The 21186-nt window shown below is 58.1% G+C and carries 23 protein-coding genes; 3 read left to right on the plus strand and 20 right to left on the minus strand.

Annotation, left to right across the window (positions count from 1 at the left end):
- Window positions 1-11: 11 nt before the first annotated feature.
- The 5 genes from ACZ445_RS14425 to ACZ445_RS14445 all read right to left on the minus strand — a co-directional run bounded on the left by ACZ445_RS14425 (window position 12) and on the right by ACZ445_RS14445 (window position 3046).
- Entirely contained in the window at window positions 12-656 is a 645-nt protein-coding gene (locus tag ACZ445_RS14425) for a DUF6904 family protein (protein WP_464708553.1), read from the minus strand.
- Between the two features lie 72 nt (window positions 657-728).
- The gene (locus tag ACZ445_RS14430) at window positions 729-1022 is read right to left on the minus strand and encodes a plasmid related protein (RefSeq protein WP_464708554.1); all 294 of its coding nucleotides are present in this window, start codon (window positions 1020-1022) and stop codon (window positions 729-731) included.
- Window positions 1023-1097: 75 nt separating this feature from the next.
- Complete coding sequence (locus ACZ445_RS14435) at window positions 1098-1571, minus strand: STY4534 family ICE replication protein (protein ID WP_464708555.1); 474 nt, start codon at window positions 1569-1571, stop codon at window positions 1098-1100.
- 286 nt (window positions 1572-1857) lie between these two features.
- The gene (locus ACZ445_RS14440; RefSeq protein WP_464708556.1) at window positions 1858-2577 is read right to left on the minus strand and encodes a DUF5983 family protein; all 720 of its coding nucleotides are present in this window, start codon (window positions 2575-2577) and stop codon (window positions 1858-1860) included.
- Window positions 2578-2653: 76 nt separating this feature from the next.
- Complete coding sequence (locus tag ACZ445_RS14445) at window positions 2654-3046, minus strand: hypothetical protein (RefSeq protein WP_464708558.1); 393 nt, start codon at window positions 3044-3046, stop codon at window positions 2654-2656.
- Window positions 3047-3658: 612 nt separating this feature from the next.
- Between ACZ445_RS14445 and ACZ445_RS14450 the strand changes: the two genes are divergently transcribed.
- Window positions 3659-4282 (plus strand): hypothetical protein, encoded by a 624-nt coding sequence (locus ACZ445_RS14450; protein WP_464708559.1) that lies wholly within the window; start codon window positions 3659-3661, stop codon window positions 4280-4282.
- Between the two features lie 96 nt (window positions 4283-4378).
- Here the strand turns inward: ACZ445_RS14450 and ACZ445_RS14455 are convergent, their stop codons facing one another.
- Window positions 4379-5698 carry a hypothetical protein gene (locus ACZ445_RS14455; protein ID WP_464708561.1) on the minus strand — a complete coding sequence of 440 codons (1320 nt, stop codon included), beginning with the start codon at window positions 5696-5698 and terminating at the stop codon, window positions 4379-4381.
- Between the two features lie 886 nt (window positions 5699-6584).
- Here ACZ445_RS14455 and ACZ445_RS14460 point away from each other — a divergent pair.
- Window positions 6585-8414, plus strand: coding sequence for an AAA family ATPase (locus tag ACZ445_RS14460; RefSeq protein ID WP_464708562.1), 1830 nt, complete (start codon window positions 6585-6587; stop codon window positions 8412-8414).
- A gap of 107 nt (window positions 8415-8521) precedes the next feature.
- On the opposite strand, the gene ACZ445_RS14465 is transcribed toward ACZ445_RS14460, so the two are convergent.
- The 11 genes from ACZ445_RS14465 to ACZ445_RS14515 form a co-directional block, all read right to left on the minus strand.
- A complete protein-coding gene (locus tag ACZ445_RS14465; RefSeq protein ID WP_464708564.1) occupies window positions 8522-9427 on the minus strand; it encodes a hypothetical protein in 906 nt (301 codons plus the stop codon).
- 381 nt (window positions 9428-9808) lie between these two features.
- Complete coding sequence (locus ACZ445_RS14470) at window positions 9809-10210, minus strand: single-stranded DNA-binding protein (RefSeq protein WP_169892550.1); 402 nt, start codon at window positions 10208-10210, stop codon at window positions 9809-9811.
- The gene (locus tag ACZ445_RS14475; RefSeq protein WP_464708565.1) at window positions 10207-10683 is read right to left on the minus strand and encodes a DUF3158 family protein; all 477 of its coding nucleotides are present in this window, start codon (window positions 10681-10683) and stop codon (window positions 10207-10209) included. The genes ACZ445_RS14470 and ACZ445_RS14475 overlap by 4 nt, the downstream gene beginning before the upstream one ends.
- Window positions 10671-11429 carry a PFL_4669 family integrating conjugative element protein gene (locus tag ACZ445_RS14480; protein WP_464708567.1) on the minus strand — a complete coding sequence of 253 codons (759 nt, stop codon included), beginning with the start codon at window positions 11427-11429 and terminating at the stop codon, window positions 10671-10673. Before ACZ445_RS14480 ends, ACZ445_RS14475 begins: the two co-directional genes overlap by 13 nt.
- Window positions 11430-11584: 155 nt before the next feature.
- The gene (locus ACZ445_RS14485; protein ID WP_464708568.1) at window positions 11585-12721 is read right to left on the minus strand and encodes an STY4528 family pathogenicity island replication protein; all 1137 of its coding nucleotides are present in this window, start codon (window positions 12719-12721) and stop codon (window positions 11585-11587) included.
- Window positions 12722-12724: 3 nt separating this feature from the next.
- Window positions 12725-13285, minus strand: coding sequence for a DUF2857 domain-containing protein (locus ACZ445_RS14490; RefSeq protein ID WP_464708570.1), 561 nt, complete (start codon window positions 13283-13285; stop codon window positions 12725-12727).
- Window positions 13282-14601, minus strand: coding sequence for a ParB family protein (locus tag ACZ445_RS14495; RefSeq protein WP_464708571.1), 1320 nt, complete (start codon window positions 14599-14601; stop codon window positions 13282-13284). Before ACZ445_RS14495 ends, ACZ445_RS14490 begins: the two co-directional genes overlap by 4 nt.
- A complete protein-coding gene (locus ACZ445_RS14500) occupies window positions 14594-14797 on the minus strand; it encodes a hypothetical protein (RefSeq protein WP_464708572.1) in 204 nt (67 codons plus the stop codon). The genes ACZ445_RS14495 and ACZ445_RS14500 overlap by 8 nt, the downstream gene beginning before the upstream one ends.
- On the minus strand, window positions 14787-15638 hold the full coding sequence (locus tag ACZ445_RS14505) for a ParA family protein (protein ID WP_464708574.1): 852 nt from the start codon (window positions 15636-15638) through the stop codon (window positions 14787-14789). The genes ACZ445_RS14500 and ACZ445_RS14505 overlap by 11 nt, the downstream gene beginning before the upstream one ends.
- 12 nt (window positions 15639-15650) lie before the next feature.
- Entirely contained in the window at window positions 15651-15869 is a 219-nt protein-coding gene (locus ACZ445_RS14510; RefSeq protein WP_123750546.1) for an AlpA family transcriptional regulator, read from the minus strand.
- Between the two features lie 113 nt (window positions 15870-15982).
- Window positions 15983-16717, minus strand: a complete 735-nt coding sequence (locus ACZ445_RS14515; RefSeq protein ID WP_464708575.1) for an ATP-binding protein — start codon at window positions 16715-16717, stop codon at window positions 15983-15985.
- A gap of 504 nt (window positions 16718-17221) precedes the next feature.
- Here ACZ445_RS14515 and ACZ445_RS14520 point away from each other — a divergent pair.
- Window positions 17222-17851, plus strand: a complete 630-nt coding sequence (locus tag ACZ445_RS14520) for a hypothetical protein (protein ID WP_169892568.1) — start codon at window positions 17222-17224, stop codon at window positions 17849-17851.
- Between the two features lie 90 nt (window positions 17852-17941).
- Here the strand turns inward: ACZ445_RS14520 and ACZ445_RS14525 are convergent, their stop codons facing one another.
- The 3 genes from ACZ445_RS14525 to ACZ445_RS14535 form a co-directional block, all read right to left on the minus strand.
- Complete coding sequence (locus ACZ445_RS14525; RefSeq protein ID WP_464708577.1) at window positions 17942-18955, minus strand: YiiX/YebB-like N1pC/P60 family cysteine hydrolase; 1014 nt, start codon at window positions 18953-18955, stop codon at window positions 17942-17944.
- A 352-nt stretch (window positions 18956-19307) separates the two neighbouring features.
- Entirely contained in the window at window positions 19308-20222 is a 915-nt protein-coding gene (locus tag ACZ445_RS14530; protein ID WP_464708578.1) for a DMT family transporter, read from the minus strand.
- Entirely contained in the window at window positions 20216-21184 is a 969-nt protein-coding gene (locus ACZ445_RS14535) for a 2OG-Fe(II) oxygenase family protein (protein ID WP_092244407.1), read from the minus strand. The genes ACZ445_RS14530 and ACZ445_RS14535 overlap by 7 nt, the downstream gene beginning before the upstream one ends.
- Window positions 21185-21186 lie beyond the last annotated feature (2 nt).

Below are 21186 nucleotides of genomic sequence, written 5' to 3' on the forward strand. Positions count from 1 at the left end.
ATGGTCCTGCGTCACCAGTTTGGATCTGGCCATTCAGCTTGTTCCCACATGCGCAATTCCTCTGGTGACAGCACTGGACTCTCCCCGCGCGCGACCTCAGCTAGATGGTTATCCTCAAACCGGCGATCAAAGCTCGCGAGCAATGCCGCGATGCGGTACTTACGCTCGCTTTTGGTCCAAGAACAGAAGATCCCTCCACGACTGTCCAGCTTGTCGAGAACATCAGGTGAGGCTGGGTCAGTTTGCTGCCAATGGTCGATGACAACCCGGCTATGGGGGCCAAAGTCCTCGATGAGGGCTTCTCCAATCACGGCTTCAAGTGCATAGGTGATGGCTTGATGTTTAGCACTGTGATCGAGATAGGCCAGGGAGACGCGCATCATGCGTTGCTGCAACAGCAGTACCGGCCATAGGAGTTTGGTGCCGTACCGTGTGCCTACTTCTTCGAAGTGCTCGGGGGCGGGAATGATCTCGCGCTGCTGCTCATAGGCTTTGCGCACCTCATAGGCCAAGCCAAGAAACGGGCCATCATCAACACGTATGAGCGGCGATCGGTCGTTTATTTCGTGGATGACTTCATGCAGCCACCGCAGCGATGTGTAGTCACCAATAAGAAGTAAGCCGGCATGGTTATTGAGCAGCCTGTAAGAAAGCATGGCGTCAGTTCTCTCCAGTTTCCCCCAAGGTTAAAGACAAACGGCCTTCCAAGGAAGGCCGTTGTCTGATGCTCAATACTCCTCAGGAAGCAGCATCGTCGTCACCGACCGATCCCACTCGGTGATGATCCACAACGTCAGCTCGGGCGTGACGTGGTAGACCGAGAGCAGGCGATTGTCATGCGCCAGTGCGGACTGATTTTCCTCCCAGTCTTCGGGGTCGATATCACCCCAGTCACCGCTGAGGTGGCGTTTCAGATAAGGGGCAGGATGGAAGGTGCCGTTCTCGACCAGAGCGTGAACCCCGGCCGTAACGTAGATATTGCCCGGTGCAAAGCAAGGGGCAACAGAGCGTGCGGACTCCATGATGGACTCCTCCATGGCGTGCGCCGAAGCCACGGCATGCCGTGATCCGGTCGCAAGGATGAAAAGAACAAGGTTCTAGACGGGCTGGGCAATCGCCGATGTATCCGAGGCTTGTGCAGCCGCGGCATCGTCGGACTCAGCCTTGGGCCGGGCTTGATAGACCAGCTTCCCATCGACCTTGACCCAACTGACGAACAACAACCGCGCCTTCAGGCTGACGCCGGTTTCCCCGGACTTTTCACCCCGGCTGTAGCGGAACAGATCGGTCCATAAATCGCCGAGCCGAAAGCCCATCAGCACCTTGCGGCCTTGATCGACGGCGCTGGCGTAGCGGTTGACCAGTTGCTGGGCCTCGGCGCCGCAGACGGTGACATCGAAGTAGCGGTACTCCGGCGCTTCGGTTGGGCCATTGAGCGCGGCGATGGTGCAGGCCAGAAACGGCTTGCCGCGTTTGGGGCAGATCTCACGGATGCGGTTGAGGTAACCCAGGCCCTGGGTGTGCAGATCGAAGTAGGTCGCCTCGCCGGCGACGGCAGATGAATGGGACATGACAGTCTCCTGGTTCGGAACAGACGTGAACGTGGAGACGCCCCGTCGGGACGTGGCCCCACGGGTCGGATGCCAGTGCAGGACTGGCGGGTGGATCAGCGCGTTGGCGCCGTGGCCTTGAAGATCGGGGCCACCTGGGCATGTTGCCGAGCAGGTCGGCGGAACATGGGGTCAGCCTGACGCTGTGGCGTGCCGAGTGCTTATCTCAATACGGCGCGCAGCACCTCCGTGTTGCAAGGCAGGTCGGAAAAAGCGAAGCCCCGATATCGGGGCTTCTGGTTGAGGCTCATGGTTGATGAACATAGGTCGGCAAGCCGTCCAAGTCAGCGGCATCGGGGTCGAAAATGAGTATGCGCACATCGGCCTGTGCGGCCAGGTGCAGTACCTCCACCAGCTCCAGCGGCAATCCAGCGTCCAACTGCTGTTGGCGTAACTGATCGGCGGTGCATACGTCGATTTGATCCAGATTGCTATCCGTCCAGGGCGTGGCAATCAGCTTGAAGCCGAGCGCGTTGCTGTCCGGCAGTTCGAACGCCTCCAGCAGCAGCCCCGTTGGGATTGACGATGACGCCAGTCGCTCCCAGGCGACCTGAGGCAAATGCGCGCTGCTGATCTCCCAGCACCGGCTGTAATGGCCGGTTTCGAACGCGATCTGCCGGACCCGCTCCTGGGCCAGCGCCTCGGAGTACAGGTCACCCACCAGGATCGGCGGTGACTGATCATGGGAAAAGACCCCATAGATCACCTGTACGACGATGCCCGGATGAGGGTAGCTGTCCTCATGAGCGGCCAGTGAGCCACTGGAATTGACGATCAGCGCATGCTGGTCATTGAACAGGCACGGCTGGCGCTCCAGCTCGGCGTCGCCCAGGTGCTGCTGGGATGGATGCGGCGGCAGATAACACAGCGGCGCTTTCGCGTCGTAGAGCACGGCCAACAGACGCTGGATGCGCAGGTCATTGAACCCGCGGGCAAACGGATTGGACGGATGATTATGAATAGGCATGGGTGATCTCCTATGTTTATGAAGGAGGGACACCGCCCGACGGGAGGTGTCCCGTCGGGTGCCATCGTGCGGTGGGTTACCAGCCGCTGTAGTGGATGATCAAGGTGGCAAGGAGCATGCGTCGCTGCGTGTCCAGCAGACCGATGTCGGCCAGGCCGCGGACGCCGGCCCGCTGCAACAGGCGTCCCCCGGTCTCATCGTTGTAGAAGCTGACGAGCGCGGCAAGGAACACCTGCTCGCCATGACTCATTACGCCGATGGCAGACTCAATCAGTGGGACATCGGGGCACAGGTCCCGCTTGCTGCGGGCCATGTTGATGTCGCTTCGGCACTCGATACCGAAGTGACGCGGCCCGGCGAGCAGGACGGCTTTCTTCCAGGCCTGGAAGAACTGCTCTGGTGCCAGGTCTTGCTGTTGATGGGCGTTGATCAGGTCCGAGAGTGCGGACTCTGGGAGCTGTGGGTGCATGGTGAGGAACCTCCACTCAGTGACGGCCTGGGTGGGCCGCTGGAAGGGATGGGTGCCTGTGGGGAGTGCGGACAGGCTGTGGGATCAACGCGGCGGGTGCCGTGTCGTAGCCTTGAAGATCGGGGCTACCTGGGCGAGTGCCGACGGGGTCGGCAGTGCTGTTGGAAGCTTGGTCTTGTGCTGCTGATATTTGCATCGCAAATCTGATGACGCAGGTGATCCGCTTTTCTCTGCCGACTGAGCGTTTCAGCATCCACTGCCTCGTCAGTGCAGAGGGATCAAATGGCGTTGGTTTCAGGCCAGCAGGAATCGCCGAGAATAACTCCACGGAATACAATAGGCCGGACGCGGACGGCCACTGGCGACGCTCTTACGTTTAAAAAGATGGCAGATCTGCCACTAACGATGTTCTGCGCCTCAAGTAGGTATTGTCTATTTCTCTGTGCCAATATTGAGTTCTCTAGCGTTCGACTCTTTCGATTAAAGCGAGTCGACACGACCAGGGAGGGGGAATTACAATAAGTGTTGTAAGTATTTCTTTTGATGTTGAGTGTGTTAGCTGTGATTTTTATTGAAGATCGAAATTTTATTTCTCAAAAGATGAAGATCTTGATGAGTTCCATCGACTCAAAGCTGGAAGAGGGGGCTGTGATCCTGTACCGACACCAGTTAGAGATGGCAATCTCTTTCTTCGTAAAATGCGTCCGTATGCAAGTTGCGTATGGCTACAGGTGCGATCCGGCCTCGTTTGAGGATAGTCCAGCTGAAAAGGCGATAAATAAATATTATATTGAGGAGGTTGAGAAGTTTGATAGTGCAGAGGCAGCTGCTGTCTTGGATTCAATAAGGCATGCATTTTGCTCGTTTGCATATAATGGGGTTCATCAATTGTTCTCCCGTCAGGAGAATGAATCTTGGTACCCTAAAGTGGTTTTAGATTGCGAATTAAAGCCAAACAGCATCGATTCCTTACCGGAAGAGGTAGTCCTCTATAGGGGTACAGATGTGTTGGAATACGATCAGGCGAGCTTCGGTCAATCTTGGAGCACCGAGGAGCGCGTGGCTCACGATTTTGCTTATAAACATTACGAGAGCCAAAGTTGGTTCAAGAGAGAGGTTCGCGTTGTTTTGAAGACAAGATATTCAAGGCGTTTTGTCTACTACGCAAGTCTGGCTCCTGAGTATGAAGTAGTTGTAGATGTAGGCAGGATTGGCAGGGTTGAGAGGATCGCATAGCGGCTGATTTATATCGACTCTGACGTAGTGAGATCGACCAGATGAGATGGTTTACTGTCTGACTAAATTTTTGAAAATTTTAATGCATTTATGTATCTATTTGTCTGGTCCTGAAGTTGACTTTTTTGACTTGAACATGCGGACCGGAACGCTGTCAGAAAAAGATAGGCTAAATGCTGATGAGAGATTTGCGGGGCGAATGCGAACCCAGGGGTCAGATAACTCGCTCCCAGAAAATACCTCTTTTAAATCAAGAGAGAAATTTGAGTTGTCGATCATGAAACTGCTAATGTCTAAATCAACGAGCATATAGCCATTTGCAATGATCCGAATGCGCTCTAACTTTTCCGCTAACGATCTGTTCAATATCGGCATTAGCATGCATTCGTCTAAATCCATAAGTGAAAGGACTGGCTCGAAACGTATGAAGCTATCCGTGCTGTAGGACGTGACGATCTGTTTGACACTATTAATTCCTATTCTGGAGCCGGATCCGATGGGTATGTATTTATCATAGGTGTCATCTTCATCAGTTTCCGAGGCGGCAGGTTCATCTAGATTGGGCGTTCTTTCCCACGCTATCTTCCATTGCCCAGAAGCAATTCCTGCAGCGATCCCTGATGGTTCATTCTTGACGTCTTTGACGTCTGTTCTGAATCTCTCTGATTTGTCAGTATTTCCAAATAAAAGTGCCAAAATACCAACTTTTGGTTCTCGCAGATAGACTGAGCAGAAGGCGCGGAAATGTCCAATTTCACTTGAGTTATACTCACGATTTAGCAGGAATTGAACGTGTATTCCTGAAAGGGGGCGGCTTGCTTCTTGAAGGAAAAGAAGCTGAGATAGAGTTGAATGCACCTCTTGAAAGCCCGTCGAAATGACTGATTGAATTTCATCGCCCCACTTTGCGAAAAAGCTAGCCTGTTCGGATTCCGACATGGGTATATTCAGGAACTGAAAGCGGGCAGCAAATCCGTCTGGGCTATCCAATGCAACTCTGAGCCGTTCCCGGTCGAGTATTTCGCAGGTGGAAAATCCTTTTGTTTTTGCTATTTCAACAAGTTCGGATTTTTCTCCAATTGTGAAGTTGACGTTGGTAAAGAAAACGAAAACTGATGGTTTCGGGGTTGCATGGAAAGCACTATTTAGGTCGTCAGAAAATTTGGATCTTATCGTTCGTTTTTTTTCTTCGACGTCAGCTGCCTGATTGATAAAACCAACGGCCCCATATGCCAGTTCTGTACCACGAAACTGTGCCTCAATATCCCTTCCTCCATCCGGTCCGCCTCGAGGATGACGTGGTTTGACGTGGGTGAAGCGTTTGTCCAGCGCAAGAATCCCAAGGCACATCTGCTCTCTATGCAGTTGGTTCGTATCGAGATAGCTTTTAAGTCTCTCGTCTGTCTCATAAGTCATGTGATTCATCCTTTTTCACTGGGTGCAGTAGAGAGGGCGACAGCGCAGCTCTTTTCGCAGAAATCCCTGGACGCTAGGTAGAGATAGGCAATTTGTCTGCATGATCTTAACAGTGTCGGTGCAATCAGCGTACTGCCTGTATTAGGGCTTTTAGATCCAGTTGTCGTGATGGCTAACTTGATTCTTTGAGCGTGCCCCCTGACTGCCGGGCCCAGTCACGTGAGTGCGCTGAACCCTGGTTGGCTCGAACTACTTGATCTTCTCTGGTGCTGTTGTTTTTTCTAGAGAGGCGAAAACTCATTAGAATATTTCTCAAGCGTCCGTAGCCTCAGCAAGGGGCATTAGTGATTGCGCTAAATGCAGTCGCGCGATGGATGTTGGTGGTGTTGGGCCTGCCACAGATCGTAGACAGCCTGCTCAGCAAGGTGCTGCTTGGTAAGCCGGTACGCTAGATCGGCAGAGATTGCTGCATAGCCGTACAGCACGGTAGGCAGTTGGCCGCGCGAGTACCCTAGGTGCCGTGCTAGTGCGGTCAGACTTAAGCCTTTGGAGGGCAGGGCATCCCCGTAGATGGCTTCGCCCGGGTGAGGCGGGTTGTGTATGGGTATCATCAATCTCCTTAGTGATATTCTAGGTAATCGACCAGGCCAACATCGGTACCGTCCAAACGGAGCGTGAGGCGTCTGTTACCCGAGACGCTGACCGATCATTAACCGCTGCAACGCCCGCAGGCGGTTGCCGGGTCGGTCATGGATCGATAGCTACTAGCTCTCCGTCATGGTAGATATGGTGGCGTTCTAGCTAGCTCAGCCGAAGTACCATCTGAACGGATGGAGCTGCCGAATATTGAACAATCAAAAGAGCAGTTGCAGATAGGGAAATCGTCATGCGCTTGAAGTCCATAAAACTTACCAATTTCCGCGGCTACCGAACTACCACAATCATTCCAATCGATGAAGCTATGACTGGCTTCGTCGGTCGAAATGACTATGGCAAGTCGACCATTCTCGAAGCCCTAGCCATTTTCTTTGAGGCGGATGGCGTTAAGGTCGACAGGAGTGATATGAATTGCTTCAGTTTGGCCGAGGGTGCCGAGCAGTTTGATATTGCTTGTGAGTTCGATGGCCTGCCTGCGGCATTGGTGCTGGATGAAAACGCAGCAACCTCGTTGGCGCAGGAGTATTTGCTTAATGAGGAAGGCGCGCTTGAGATTGTAAAAGTATTTAAAGCCAGTACCGGTAAGTTGGAGCGTACTTCCATTAGGTGCCAGCACCCAGCCAATGCGGAGGTAGCAACTCTGCTTAGCCTCAAGATGGCAGAATTGAAAAAACTAGGTGAGCAGCGAGGTGTTGCCGATCAGGTGGTAGACAAGCGGGTGGCTTCACAGTGGCGGCAAGCTATTCGCGCTGCGGCGCAGCCTATTGCCTGCCAGGACACGTTACTTGATGTAAGCAAAGGCCTCTCAACGGACAGCAAATCCATCTGGGACAAAATTCAAGACCAACTGCCCACCTTTGCCTTGTTCAAGGCGGATCGTGAAAGCAGTGACGGAGACGCTGAGGCAAAAAATCCGCTGCAGCAGGCCGTTAAGGAAGCTCAGGCCGCACTCCAACAGGAAATCAGTTTGCTTGAGCAGAAAGTCGAGGCTAGCGTACTGGATGTTGCCAATCGCACTCTCGAAAAGCTTCGTGAAATGGCGCCTGAGTTGGCCAGCGAGCTCACCCCGCGTTTTAAGGAAAAGCCCAAGTGGACCTTCAACTTCACCTTGGATGGCGAGAACGGTATTCCGATTAATAAGCGTGGTAGCGGTGTTCGTCGGCTTATCCTGCTCAACTTTTTCCGGGCTGAGGCGGAGAAAGCTGTGGTGGGCACCCAACGCAATGTTATTTACGCCATCGAGGAACCCGAGACCTCTCAGCATCCCAACTACCAGATGATGCTAATGAAGGCATTGCTGGAGCTTTCCAGTCAGCCGAACCGGCAAATCGTCGTTACCACCCATGTCCCAGGTCTGGCGGGTTTGATGCCCATCGATGGCGTTCGTTACGTTACTAAAGACGAAAACGGTATTCCAGCAGTCAAGATGCCCAGCAACGACGTGCTTAAGGAGGCTGCAGAGAGCTTGGGGGTACTTCCTGAAACGGGAATGGAGCGAGCGAAAGGGGTCGTGTTGGTGGAGGGTAAATCAGACGTCATTTTTCTTCGTCATGCAGCCAATATCCTGAAGGCTGGCGGGCATCTTGAATTCAGTTTGGAGGACGTTGGTGTGGTCCCGATCCTTATCGGAGGCTGTGGCAGTGTGAAGCACTGGGTCACTCTTAACCTGGCAGATGATTTAGGCCTCCCATGGTGCGTGTTTTTGGACTCGGACATTGGTGGGGCACCGGAGCAGGTGGCCTCAATTGCAAAACGTAAACAGGAAGTTGATGCCCGGAATCGTCCCTTTTATTCGACACGCAAACGGGAGATCGAGAACTACCTATGTCCTGACATGATCGATGCCCACGCCGGGGTAAGGGTGGTTTTCACCGACACCTGTGACGCCAAGAAAATCATTGGTAAGGCAGTTCGTGTCAAGGCGGATGATGTGATTGATAAGTTCTGGCCGCTGATGACCGCTGAACAAATTCTCCTGCGCTCAATGTACCGTGACCACGATGGAGAACGCTCGGAGATCAAAGAGCTGATCAACAACCTGTTGAAGTTGGTTGCCTGAGTTGATTGTCAAAAGGGCATAGTGGGTGGTTTGGCTACGCCGAGCGAACATTTGGGTTGGGGCACCATGACTGATGGTGCCGTTCGCTGCTCAGATGGAGTCAGTCCCTACTCTCTACTGATGAACGTCAGCTCATCATGGACAGTGCAGATCAGACGCTGGTCCGTAACATGGAATTTTGAGAATGTTTCTGCATCCTGGGGCCCAATGAAGAATAGGTAGCTGCGGCTGGTTTTCTTATCTTGGCTGGCTTCTCTGTTCTCTTTTCGTGCCGCTTCTATTTCATGCTTGAGCCGGGAACGTGCAGTCTTGGACCATTCGGCCCAATGCACCACAACGCAGTAGGGCGCCAGCTTACGTTCCGCCCACTCTCCTGCGTTGAGCGAAATAATCAGATGGTCGTCTGTCTCTTCTGCAACTTTCCACGCCAGTTCTGCGTAGAAAATACGCTGGTTGGGGAAGTGCTCGAAGCCATTGGAACGCAACTTCTTGAAGACGGTTTGGTAGGTGTCGGTATCGATGCCGTCTATGTGCAGTGACAGTGTTCTGTCATACGGAAAGCGCAGGAAAGCACGGCAAATCGGACGAATGCTATTGGCAGGGCGCCGTCCCGCTGGACGTTGTTTCGTATTGCCGGCGGATGGCGGACGTTCGGTCGACTGGATTTGGTTCTCGGTTGGCACCAGCGTTGGATCCACCACCTCGCGCACTGAAACCAAGTGCAGGCGAGCGGGCGAGAGACCTGGCGACGTTTCCAGTTCACGCTGGACACTGCCCTTGCTACCTCGTCCGATGATTGCCTCTTCGGCGCCTACGTCACACTCGGGGCCGTGAGCACTCTTCACTTGATAGTGAGCGCGAATGAGGTTCTCGGGACGAAATGAGCGCGGGAACGCTTGAACGCCACATTCAAAGCCATGACATTCGTAGCCGTACGTATCGACCTGATCCAGAAGCTTGAGATCGTCAGCTTCGACGATAACCCGAGTGACACGATCGCGAGCGGCATCCATGGTATGGAACTTCCCTTAAGGGTGGAGAAAGGGCTGTGGTCAGCCATCCACCGGATACTACTTCAAGTCTTTTTTTGGTCCAAGTCAGCTTTCCGCGATACGCGCTGCTGTCTTTGCATCTGGTGGCTAAGTGACCTTGAAATGAGAAAAAGAGGCTCAAGCCGACAGTTGGGGGGAAGAGTTTCTTGAGGCTCAATCTTGCGCAAGGAACAGAGTGGCGGGTGCAGTGGGCGGTCATGAGGTGGTCCGTCACCCACCCGTCACTCCGTGGCGGTGTCGGTACACCTTCGCTTGGAATCGTAAAAATCCCTGCACATCGTTTCAATACCGACGCGACGAATGACGTGGGAAGCGAACTACAAAAGCATGTTGGCAGTTGAGTCACACCGGGTCGGCAGGCACATCGGCGGCCGGCTCGGCGGGTGCCAATAACATCACCCGCGCCAGCCGGTACGGCAGGATCGCCACCCGTCGCGCCTCGATCTTGAAGGTGACGCGCGGGTTCTCCTCGCGGTCTTCCCACTCTTCGCGCATGGTGCGGCCATCGACCAGCACACGCATGCCTTTCTGGTACAGCGCCTGCCACTGTTCGGCATCCTGGTGCCACAGCTCCACTGGCGCCCAGTAGCCGCCGCGGTCCTCATAGCCGTCTTTGGTCGGCACTGGGTTGTCGAAGTAGACGTTGAGCCGCAGCAGGCGCCGGGGTTCGACGTTATCGCGGGGGAATTCGCGAAATTCCGGGGCGGAGCCGATGTTGCCTTCGCCGATGAAATAGGTGCTCATGGAACCTCCGGGGCGAGGATGGGTAGGCGCTGCTGGACGATGTGCTCGGCGTGGGCCAGCTTGTCGACGGCGCTGCGGGCCAGCTGCGCCAGGTTGTGGGCCAAGCTGATCTGGGCGTTGAGCAGCACGCGTTGGCGTTCCAGCTGATATAACTGGGGCACGAGTAGCTCGGGCGTGTTCGGCGCCAGCAACAGCGCCTGCCACTGCGCCACGCCCATGGCCGTGCGGTCGACTCGGCGCCAGCGTAGGAAGCAGGTGCCGGCGGCTGTGGCCTGGCGATTGAGTTGTACCGGCATCAGGTGCAGCGGCGGGGTACGGGCATCCGCCAGCACGGTACTCAGATCCTGCTGGATCAGTTCATCGCGTAATGCGCAGCAGGCCTCGGCCAGCACCATCAACTCCCCCTTACCCTTGAAAAGGCCTTTTAGGGAGGCGAGCTGTTCCAGCGCCTCGGCGTGGGTCAGTGCGGGCATGGTTGAGCCTCCTCGTTATCGCTGGCAGCAGCGTCTGCAAACGTGGGCTCTGACCCAGCACCGTTGGTCTCGGTTGGCCCAGGACGCCGGATCGTCGGGGCATGACGGGCACGCTGCAGGCCTTCCAGCACTGGTTGTGGCAGTTCACCAAACTGTTCGCGCGCGTGCGCCGCCCGGGCGTTGTTGGCTTGGAAATCGCTGCGGCAGGCGCCGCTGGAGCGGTAGGGCTGGACCAGGCCGAACAGGCTGCGCAGTTGGTGCGCACCTTCCTCCAACCAACGATCAAGGGTGGGCGGGTCGATCAGCGCGGTGTGCTGGGCCAGCAGGGCGCGTCGGGCCAGTTCATCGTAGTCGGCCAGCAGGTAGAGGCCAAGGAACCCCAGCGGAGCGTTGACCGTGACGGGCAGTTGCACGGGCTCCAGGTTGAGGTTGTCGCCCAGGCGGAGGGCGGCCGGAGCTTGGGTCAGGGCGTCGCTCAGCTGGGCGCGCAGGTCGAGCAGGGCGGCGCGGGTGCTGTCGAGTTTGGCTTCCACCTGCAGCAGCCAGGCATCGGCATATGGGTCATCTTGGGAGGCGTCGCGGTGGATGCGGTTAAGCATGGCGACAAAGGCGCTCAGGCCGAAGATGCCGTGCAGCTCGGCGGCGGGCAGGCGGCCTTGCCACAGGCGAATGGCATGGTGGGTGTGCAGGGTCAGCTGCATATCGCTGCGCAGGCGACCGAGCGGGGCGTGGTCGGTGAGGGCCATGGGCAATGGGCTCGAAGGCAAGTCGAGGGTTCAGCGTGACCGGTTCGCTACCCGGTGTCTGTGGGCAATGCACAAGCGCGGTGTTCCGGATTGCCGCGTTGATTATGTCAGTGACATAAGTCGTTGGCAGACATCACTAGAACAGGGCACGGGCGTTAGCGGATGCCGAGCAGCTCGCGCAGGTTGGCCAGGTGGTGGCGCGCATTGTCCAACCGCGCTTGTTGCTGTTCGGGCGATAGCGGTGCCGGTGCGGGTGGTGGTGAGGCGGGTTTGGCCTTGGTCGCCCAGGGGTGGAAGTCACCCCGCAGGGCCTTTTGCAGGATGCCGAACAGGTAGGCCGCAGGGCGTTGCACACCACCGGCCGCGCAGCGCACCTGCCATTCGTCCAGCACCGCCTGGCGTAATTCCGGCTCCACGCGTTGCAAGGTGGCCAGTGCGGCACTCTGTTCTTCCGGGCGCAGTTGGGCAAAGCCGGGCGGCAGCGTGGCCGGATTCGTTTCCCGCGCGCGCGGTATACAAAAGCTTTTACTGATACTAAATACAGTACTAGGCGCCTGCTTCGGATTCCGAAGGCAGGCGGAATTCGGGGCTTTCAGACCTGCTTCGGAATCCGAAGCAGGTGATGTGATTTCGGATTCCGAAGTAGGTCTGGCTTCGGAATCCGAAGTACGTGCCGCGGTGAGCTGTGAGATCAGGGAGGGCGGTGGCGGCTGGATGTCGGTGGCGCTTTCCAGCCAATCGGCCAACCGTTGCAGGCGCTCCGGCAATGGGCGGGTAGTCAATAACGGATCCTCGGCCAGCGCCTGCAGCGCGTCGTAGGCCACCCACTGCACCGCCTTGCTGGCATGGGTCAGCGACTGGCTGAGCAGCTCCAAGTACTCGGCGTCCAGGCGCAGCGCCTCGAAGGGCGATAGCGGCGCTTCGTGCAGCACGTAGAGGTTGCCCTGCCATTGGCCGTGACTCCCCGGCCGACGCCGGCGCGCCAGGCTGAGCCAGCGGCATAGGCGCAGCACGGTCATCGCCCGTGCGACGGTTTCGCAGGAGGCTTGGCTGGCGCAGGGGGAGGTGGTGAGGAAGGGGCGCAGGCGTTCGTAGGTGGGCAGGGCGGTTAGCCCATCGCCATTGAGCAGCAGGCGGATCACCTGCCAGGCATTGCGCTCCAGCGGTGACAAGCGGCGGTCCAGCAGCAAGGCGCGTCGCACGCAGTCATGCAACTGGCCGCTGTATACAAAGTCATCGCGGGGCAGTGGCCGGACCGGTGTGGTAGCGGGCGGCTCGGGACGGCGCGCCATGGTTCAGACCAGTTTCTGTTCGACCCAACCCTGGATCGTGGCCCACACCACCGACAGCGGCAGGGCCATGTCTTCGGCCACTTCCAGCGCCAGTTGCAGCATCGCCGTGTCATCGGCCAAGTCGAGCTGGCGTTGATCGCGCAAGGGTTTCCAGCGCCGCCACAGTTCGGTGTCCTGGGCCTCGTCGAGGGTGGGATGGCGGCCGCGGCGCTTGGGCAGGCCGAGTACCTCGCGCCGGGTCGCCACTTCCTGGTGGGGCAGGCCGTGGTAGCGGCTCATCATCTCGGTGCTGGCGCCGGCACGCAGCAGGCGGTCGATGGTGGCGACTTCCTCGTTGACGGCGATGGCCTGGGTCAGGATGCGCTGCACCACCGCCGGGTTGACCGTGACTTTGCACCAGCAGACCTGGGCGTTGATCAAGACGCTGAGCAGCTCCGGGCGCTTGAGCGCAGCCAGTTGCTGCTCGGTAAAGCCCATTGCCAGGCAGCGGCGTAGTTGGCCGTTGCGAAGGTCTTGCAGTGCCTGGGCGATCACCGCCTGGTTCAGTGGTTGCCGTGTCTTCATCGCGGTTCACCGGCATGGGGCAGTTGGCGTGCGACCTTGATCAGGCGAAACAGTTGGGCCAGCGCCGCATCGTCCAGCCAAGGGGCGTGGGACGGGGTGCCGCATAGCAGCGCGCCGATGCTGGCTGACGTAGCATCGGCCGGGTCAGTCAACGCCTGCCAGAACCCGAGCAGGGCCTGGCCTTGCGCGGGCAGGGTGCCGGGATCCTCGCATTGGCAGGTGAAACCCAGGCCCTCGGTCTGCGCCAGTACCTCAATCGTTGGCGCGCAGCTTTCGGTGATCGCCTGCGCCAGCTCAGCAATGCGCTTACGCAGCGGTTCGCCATTCGGTGCAGCGGCATTCGTCGGCGGTGTGGTAACGGTCGCGGCCGCCGGCAGTCTGCCTGGTTCAGGGTGCGGCAGCGGTACTTCGGGCTCCAGCAACTGACTGAGCAGGTCGCGATGCAGTTCTGTTTCGCCCAGGTCCAGCGCCAGTTCGTCGTAGCCCAGCTCCAGACGCTGGGCCAGATCGCCAATCAGCTCATCGCGTGCCCGCTCCACCGAAAACTGCCCCTGACCGCTGTCGCAGCGCGCCAGGCTGTGTTCAAAGGCTGGCGCGAACTCGGCCTCGGCGTCGGGTGCATGTTGCTGCCAGGTGTGCTGCGCGGCCTTTCGCAACGCCAACAGCTTGCGGATCTGCGGCCGCCCCAGCCCGGCATACAGCGCCTCGGGAATGGCCGGCAGCAGGTACTGCAGGGTGTCGCCCATGCGGCTGATCGCTGGCTGGTCAACCGGGTAACCGTCCTCGGTCAGGCGTTCGGCGAGCTCGCGCTGGTTCAGCGCATGCCCGCATTCTTCCTCATACAGCTGCCGCGCCTGATCCACCGCCTGGCTGCGCTCGATAAAGCTGAGGCTACCACGCAACTCGTTTTCGGCCAGGTGCCCGGTCAGGGCCAGGATCTCGCCGCGCGCGGTCCAGGGGCGGAACAGGCACAGGAAGCTGCGGAAACGTTCCTCGCCGGTTTCCGCCCACAGCTCATTGAGGATCGCCAGACGGGTGTTGCCGCCGTTGCGGATGATGAAGTGCTCTTCATCCGGGCGGCGAGTGATGTTCGGTGGCTGGTCCAGGCCGCGCTGGCGGATCGAGGCCTTGATCGCCTGGTACTGCGGGTTTGGCGCTCGACGCGGGTCGAAATGGTACGGGCGCAGTTGCTCCAGGCTCACCTGCATCGGGGTGTCCACCACGGGATCGCTGGCTGCCTGCTCAGACGGCACGCTGCGCGTAAATGGCGTGGCCAGCAGTTGGGCGGCCAGGTCCGGAGCGGTCGGCTTAGCCATGGTCATTACTGTCGGTTGGTTTGGCCCGCTGCACCACCGGGCGCCTGTCGTTGGCGCGGGCGCCGGTGTGGATCGGGGTGAAGCCAGGCTTGCGCAGGGTCAGGTGCAGGTCGGGGCTGATCTCCACCCGCCAGCCCTCACGCAGGGCCATCAGGATCAACCGACGCAGGCGGCGCGGTAGGCGATTACTGTCCATGCTGACGTCCTCCGCGACCAGTGACCGTGGCGAAGCGCGCCACCCAGGCCGGGAACAACTCGCTGGCCAGGGCGCGCATGGTCTCCAGTGCAGCAGGGGCCACACGCCCGGACGGCTTGCGGTACTCGACCCGATGCACCGGCCATTGCTGCGTGGCAGCGCGCGGGTAGGCATCGATCGCCGGCACGGCGGTATGCAACACCTGGACACCGCCGGTGTGACTGAACACCTGGCGCAGGGCCTGTTGGATCTGCCGCGCATCGGCCGACACCGGATGCACGCGGTTGATCAGCAGGTACAGCGGCGGCGGCTGGATGCCCAGATGGCGGTAGGGCGCTATATCGTCCAGTAACCGCAGGGTGCCGCGGCGCAGTTCGCGGGCGGCGAGGATTTCCGGGGTGACGGGCGACAGTGCCAGGTCCGCGGCCAGCACCGCCATCTCCAGCAGCACAGTGCGCGCGCCCTGGGTGTCGATCAGCAGCAGGTCGTAGTGTGCCTGAAAAATCGGCAGCAGGTTGCGTAGCCGCAAGCGGCCATCGGGTGCATGCAGCAGCAAGGTGCCGAGCTGGCCCAACTCGTCATTGGAGACGATCAGGTCCAGACCGGGGATGCTGGTGCGTGACACCAATCGGTCCAGGTCGCGCTCGTTGCAGGCCAGCAACTCGTAAGTACCGGCCGGGGCTTGGTAGGTCAGTGCAAAGTAGCTGGACAGGGTCGGTTGCACATCCAGATCCAGCAGCAATACACGCAGACCGGCGTCGGCGGCAAAGCCGCCGAGGTTGGCCGCAGTGGTGGTTTTGCCGACGCCGCCTTTGGAGGACGCTATGGCCACAATACGCATGGTCTTCTCCCGTCAGTCGCGCTCGGCGCGGCGTTCGGCGATCCATTGCTCAACCTCAAGCGAATCCCAACCCACCGCACGGATGCCCAGTGGAAAACTCTTGGGAAAGCGCCCGGCGCGCATCAGCGCGTACAGGTGGGCGCGCTTGAGGCCGGTCTTGTGCTCGACATCGACCCGGCGCAGCACGCGATGCTCGGCGTGCAGGGGTTCTGTGGAGATGTTGTCAATCATGATGATCACTCCCGAAGGCTTGTTAGGGGTGATCGGTATTCAATAGCCCGCGTCAGCCTGCGGCTACCGCAACTGCGGGGGACTCGGCCGCAGTTGCGGTTCCGGGGACTAGCTCAAGCGCCCAGGCTGCGGCGAGCCGCGGCGAAATGCTTCTGCATCGTGCGCTCGGTGATGCCGACACGCCCGCCGTGGTAGGAAATGATCGTCTGCATGATCGCCGAGTCACTGTCGAACTGGCTGTAGCGTTGCCCGCCGGGGGAGCTGCCGCGCAGGACCGTCAGCAGGCCGCCGATGATGTTCAAAAGGGCAGAGCGGCCACGGTCACTGAGTTCTTCGCCGGGTGGGGCCAGGTGTCGCAACTTAGCCAGGTCGCGCTCCAGCAGGGCTTTCTGCTCTTTCAACTGTGCCCCGTTCTTGGCGCACATTTCGAGCTGCACTTTCAGCTCCGTGTGGTTGGCCGACATCTCCTGCATCGCCGTCCACGTCAGGCCGCGACGTTCGGAAGGCCCATACAAAAACCTCGGTTTGTCTGCCGGATAGTGGAGTTGCATCCAGGCCTTCAGGTGCGGCTCGCAGATGCTCAGTTCGGGAGAATCCAGCAGGCTTTTGTCCTGACAGATGATGCCGTGCTTGCCGAAGGGGAGGTCGCCGTTGTACAGCGCGCAGTAGATGCGTTCGCTGTTCAAATGCAGGTTTGGCCAGCGTGGGAAGTCGTCCTTGGTCGGGCGCAGACGGTCGCCGAGTTGTGCCAGGATTGAGGTTTCGAAATGATGCAGGTCACTCCAGCGGATCGCTGCTTCAATCGGGTGGTAATAGGCTTTCATCAATGAGGTAGTAAGTTCGCGCATGATCGATACCTTGCATGAATAGTGAAGTCATCAATGGGTTCCTTGGTTAGGCGGCTGTTGTAGTGATGGGAGTGCGGGGCTATTCCCGTAGCCGTCGTGGCTATCATCCAACGAAATGGAGGTCTTGGGTGGGCTGAATTCAGGCCAATGTGGAGAGTGTTGTCACGTTGTGGTGCACACGCTTTAGGCAACATGGGGCATCAGGGCATCACGCCTGATCAGGTGACATCAGTCGTTACATTTTTCCGTGCGCAGCACCCTGAGCTTGTTCGTCGAGATTCGACCTGGACGCGCCGAGGAGGAGTGACGGTCGCAAAGCACTGCCATCTGACACTTTGACTTCTTGGCTTGCGATCTACGGAATGAATGACGTACGCTCTGTTCTAGGCACCCGGTAGGTGCCAGCCGTCCACAAATGGCAAAGCCCAGGCTCTACCGTGACAGTTCCAACCGCCCTGTATTGGGTTCTTGTAGTGGACACTAGGCCCGGCCCTGGAGGCTGAGATGCAACACACCACCACTTTTGCTGACGTTCACCGCGTTAAGCGCCACGCCAAAAAAATCAAAGTCGACTTCCCTGATCTCCCGCACAGCAAGCGCCTGGACAAGGCGGCTGTTGAGATCTGCGGTGCCCGCAACTTCCACGAACTGAACCGTTGGTTTGAGCGCGCAATCAACCAGCATGTCGATACGCCTGACGAGCCTAATAGCGTTAGCCATTGTCGTTACTGCGACTTTCGCTTCGCAGCTGATCACAAGCCAGATCAGAAGGCGCACCGGGAGTTCCATGAAGCCTTCATGGAGGCTGAGGAAAAGTTGGCGTACCGACCTGGAACTCACGTTGAGCGCGAGCGTATGAAGAAGGATGGCCACCATCAAATGAACCATGGCGAACATGAAGAAGATCGCGTGGCAGGTCTGCTTATGGTTACACGGGGATGGTTCGATCGATCATTGAGCTTGGCGATTGAGGCTGGCTGCTGGTCAAAGCACCCAACTTTTGAGGTCTTTGTCGCGATGATGGTTCCGCACTTGGAGACTATGAACTCTGTGCTGGCTGCGATTCTTGCGAAACGCTATGGAAGAGTTCCAGATGTCATTCCTTCGGGGCAGACAAACTGGTCAGCTAACTAGGCTGCTCTCCTGCAAACGCCCGGGCGCTATGCGCCCCGGGCTTTCCTCTAGAAGAATGTGTGAATCATCGTGCTAGAACTATTGTGCGGTCTAGCTTTCAGTCTTCTGATTGTTGAGCGAGATGATCGCTTCCTCTGCTACGGATCTTCTCTTCTTGTGAAGGTTGACCAATAGTTCGTACAAATCGCACTCATGCTGAAAATAGCGACGTTGGAAGCGTGAGTGGAGCTGTTGGTACTGCTCATGCTGCGACTGAAATTGGGCGATCATCCTGGATGCGCTCTGGATCTCGCCTTGCGCCGAGCTTAGGAGTTCTTCACGTGGGATGTCTCGATTAAGAAATTCCTCTAGTTCGTAACGCCATGGGTTGATCTCAACATCCATTTTCCAGATGTCGAGATATCCCGATGCGATCAGCGCATTCACAATTTTTGAGTCGTGCTCTGGATGATCAACCGCATACTGAGCGAGTTGCTCATGCTGCTGGATGTCCTGCCCTGACAGCTTCCGGATCTCACTGAAGAACTGGTTGGTTATTTCCTTCTGCTTTTCCAGTGGATTTGACTGTTCAGCGAACCTGCACTCTGCGGCTGATGCGATCCGAACGCAGCCCAACACTTCGACCAGTAGTTGAGACTCATGGATCTCTTGAGGTGTGCAATAGGCTGGGGTCGCCACAAGATGTATGCCAGCCTCCTCAAATGACTGTGCAACCAGGCGTGAGCAAAACTGCCGGTTTTTCAGGTCTGAGCGAAGCTTTGGTACGACCGATCCGGCTGCTTCTTTCTTTGAGTACTGAGTCCCTACCATCCGGCGAGCGTAGATGATCGCGCTTTCAACGACAGCATCTTTTTCCGGGTGAACTATGCGCAGGACAGTTGCCCGGTCAGGGGAGTCGAATAGTAGGCGCTGCGGGTTGTCGGCGTGAACGCCTTTACGGTCGGAGTGGATGTAGCTGCTTCCACCTACGTAGAGGATGGCATGCGAGTAGTCACTTTTCGTGATCTTTCTGATGCCGGCACTGGGTAGCTCACCGATGCTGGTCAGGATGATGTCTCCCTTCTCTAGAAGGGACGTGTCGAGGATGTACTTGGTGATATCCATATGCTGATCCGCGAAATGGCTAATGTTTAGGTGGTTCTAGTGTGGCCGATCTTGGCAGGCGCTATGAGTCTATAGCTGACTGTACGAGAGAGGCCGCTAGGTTATCGGCATGATCCGCCATTTTTGAGGCGGCCTGACGGCTGTGGCTGTCTGGAACTGGTCATTCACGGTAGCTCCGTCCAGTTGGAGGATGGGCTCGCGTTGTTCGGGTGAAGAGCCTGATCGCTGATCTTACGGTGGCTGAGGTACTGAAGGACTTCCAGTTGCGGGTCGCAGTTGGGGACGTTCGATGATGCGTCTAGAATTCTGCCCAGATGGAGGGGCAGTATGCGACTCATACATCTACGGCTGACTAGTTCGTACAGGCCAGGCTTGGTTTGGCGCGTCGTCGTGTGATGAGTGTGCCTGCGGCGATTACTCCAATGCCTAGATAGGTGGTCCACTGAATCACGTCTCCAAACATCAACGTCGCCCATATCAAGGTCACCGGCGGCTCCAGATATACCAGTGCAGACACCCTTGTCGCCGATATCCACTTCAGCAGGCTCCACAGGCTGAGATAGGCGATGAAGGTCGAGAACACGGTCAGCCATGCAACAGACACCCAGGCCTGGGTGCTTCTGGGCACTTCTATCAGACCCAACGGCAGACCTGTGGCCGTCAGCAGGATCAAGGTCGCCGCCGACTGCAGAAACAGCGGCATCAGCAAACCCTCCTTGCTGTGGTCGGTGGCCAGCAGTGATTGCCGCCTTTGGTAAAGGGTGGCGATGGAGAGGGTGAACGCAGCGATCAACGGCAGGGCATACAACCCAATGTTCAAGCGTTGGGCAGAAAAGCGGTACTCGCCCAGGATCACCACGCTGACGCCGGCGAAACCGACCGCAAGCCCCAGCCATTCCTGAACACTGCTGCGCTCATGTCGGCCTCGGCTGTTCATAGTCGCAGTGATCAGCGGCTGCAAGGCACAGATGATGGCGGCAATGCCGGCCGGCAGGCCGCCGCGAATGGCGATGTAGACGCTGACCAGATAGGCGAACTGGGCCAGGAAGCCGATCATCGCGTTGTAGCGCACCTGCGCCCAAGACAGCGCCCGCAGCCTATGCCACACCAATGGCAGCAGGCAGAGGCTGACCAGCAGGAAACGCCAGAACAGCAGGTTAATCGCGCCGGCATCCTCGGTGCCCAGGCGCGCACCGATGAATCCCGAACTCCATGAGAGCACAAACACCACCTGCAGCAGGAGCAGGTACAGCGGGTTGGCTAGCATGCGTGCGTCTGGACCCGTCCCAGCTCTTCGAAGGTGATCGGCTCGATGCCGAGCGCCGCGAACTGGCGGGCCGCGGATTGTTGCAGGGACCAATGCAGGCGCAGCCAGTTGGGCACGGTCGTGGGAATGCCATCATCGGAGGCGAGATGCCAAAAGCGGTTGGAGTCTTCCCGGGCATAGGGGCAGTGAAAGGACAACACCAGCGACATGCGCCGGCCGGTCTTCACCGGGCATACGCCGTGGAACAGCCGGCTGCCATAGATGAACAACGCGTCACCTGGCTCAACCAGCGGTGCGGTCTCGAAGGTTCGGTGGTCCAGGGCATCGAAAGTGTCGATAGTGCGGTTGTGGAACAGGAACTCGCCGCCCGTGTAGTCCGATGCGTTGGAAAGCACGATGTTCAGTACGTAGTTGGTGCCGTCGGTGTGCCACATTCCGACCTGTTCACGCGGGCTGCCAGGCGCCTTGGGATAGAAGTAGTTGACCTGGGCGCGGGCGTTGAGCATGGGGTAGGGAACCAGCGGAACCCCAGCGATCCTCGAGACCGCCAGCAGGAACGTACGGCTTCTCATCATGCAGTGGAGGAATGGCGAAAGTGCAGTGACGCCACGGGTGCGGCGCGAGATGATCCAGTCGCTGTCGCCGGCGTCTTGCTCAAGGTCGGCGCAGATACGCTGCAGTGCCGACACCGCGTCGGGGGTGAACAGGCCATGCACCGCGCTCAAGCCAGTGATGGTGTCCACGGCGATGTTGGGATGGGGACTCTGCGTATAGCCCAGCTCGGTCAGCGTGCGACTGTCGCTGATCACCGGGCCGGCCTCAGTCAGTAGGCCGTCGTGCCAATGATCTTGCTCGTCCCGCTGAATAACCGGGTGACGGGGCATGCGGTGCAGCGTCGATTTGAACGCTAATTTCACGCGATCAAGGCCGCGGGCATAGAGGGGGAGGTCTGTGCGATGCATGG

Source organism: Pseudomonas allii (genome assembly GCF_055380095.1).

Bases quoted from the DNA above. Each gene is read 5' to 3' on its own strand.
- ACZ445_RS14425 (WP_464708553.1), bottom strand. From the start codon at position 656: ATGCTTTCTTACAGGCTGCTCAATAACCATGCCGGCTTACTTCTTATT.
- ACZ445_RS14430 (WP_464708554.1), bottom strand. From the start codon at position 1,022: ATGGAGTCCGCACGCTCTGTTGCCCCTTGCTTTGCACCGGGCAATATC.
- ACZ445_RS14435 (WP_464708555.1), bottom strand. From the start codon at position 1,571: ATGTCCCATTCATCTGCCGTCGCCGGCGAGGCGACCTACTTCGATCTG.
- ACZ445_RS14440 (WP_464708556.1), bottom strand. From the start codon at position 2,577: ATGCCTATTCATAATCATCCGTCCAATCCGTTTGCCCGCGGGTTCAAT.
- ACZ445_RS14445 (WP_464708558.1), bottom strand. From the start codon at position 3,046: ATGCACCCACAGCTCCCAGAGTCCGCACTCTCGGACCTGATCAACGCC.
- ACZ445_RS14450 (WP_464708559.1), top strand. From the start codon at position 3,659: ATGAGTTCCATCGACTCAAAGCTGGAAGAGGGGGCTGTGATCCTGTAC.
- ACZ445_RS14455 (WP_464708561.1), bottom strand. From the start codon at position 5,698: ATGACTTATGAGACAGACGAGAGACTTAAAAGCTATCTCGATACGAAC.
- ACZ445_RS14460 (WP_464708562.1), top strand. From the start codon at position 6,585: ATGCGCTTGAAGTCCATAAAACTTACCAATTTCCGCGGCTACCGAACT.
- ACZ445_RS14465 (WP_464708564.1), bottom strand. From the start codon at position 9,427: ATGGATGCCGCTCGCGATCGTGTCACTCGGGTTATCGTCGAAGCTGAC.
- ACZ445_RS14470 (WP_169892550.1), bottom strand. From the start codon at position 10,210: ATGAGCACCTATTTCATCGGCGAAGGCAACATCGGCTCCGCCCCGGAA.
- ACZ445_RS14475 (WP_464708565.1), bottom strand. From the start codon at position 10,683: ATGCCCGCACTGACCCACGCCGAGGCGCTGGAACAGCTCGCCTCCCTA.
- ACZ445_RS14480 (WP_464708567.1), bottom strand. From the start codon at position 11,429: ATGGCCCTCACCGACCACGCCCCGCTCGGTCGCCTGCGCAGCGATATG.
- ACZ445_RS14485 (WP_464708568.1), bottom strand. From the start codon at position 12,721: ATGGCGCGCCGTCCCGAGCCGCCCGCTACCACACCGGTCCGGCCACTG.
- ACZ445_RS14490 (WP_464708570.1), bottom strand. From the start codon at position 13,285: ATGAAGACACGGCAACCACTGAACCAGGCGGTGATCGCCCAGGCACTG.
- ACZ445_RS14495 (WP_464708571.1), bottom strand. From the start codon at position 14,601: ATGGCTAAGCCGACCGCTCCGGACCTGGCCGCCCAACTGCTGGCCACG.
- ACZ445_RS14500 (WP_464708572.1), bottom strand. From the start codon at position 14,797: ATGGACAGTAATCGCCTACCGCGCCGCCTGCGTCGGTTGATCCTGATG.
- ACZ445_RS14505 (WP_464708574.1), bottom strand. From the start codon at position 15,638: ATGCGTATTGTGGCCATAGCGTCCTCCAAAGGCGGCGTCGGCAAAACC.
- ACZ445_RS14510 (WP_123750546.1), bottom strand. From the start codon at position 15,869: ATGATTGACAACATCTCCACAGAACCCCTGCACGCCGAGCATCGCGTG.
- ACZ445_RS14515 (WP_464708575.1), bottom strand. From the start codon at position 16,717: ATGCGCGAACTTACTACCTCATTGATGAAAGCCTATTACCACCCGATT.
- ACZ445_RS14520 (WP_169892568.1), top strand. From the start codon at position 17,222: ATGCAACACACCACCACTTTTGCTGACGTTCACCGCGTTAAGCGCCAC.
- ACZ445_RS14525 (WP_464708577.1), bottom strand. From the start codon at position 18,955: ATGGATATCACCAAGTACATCCTCGACACGTCCCTTCTAGAGAAGGGA.
- ACZ445_RS14530 (WP_464708578.1), bottom strand. From the start codon at position 20,222: ATGCTAGCCAACCCGCTGTACCTGCTCCTGCTGCAGGTGGTGTTTGTG.
- ACZ445_RS14535 (WP_092244407.1), bottom strand. From the start codon at position 21,184: ATGCATCGCACAGACCTCCCCCTCTATGCCCGCGGCCTTGATCGCGTG.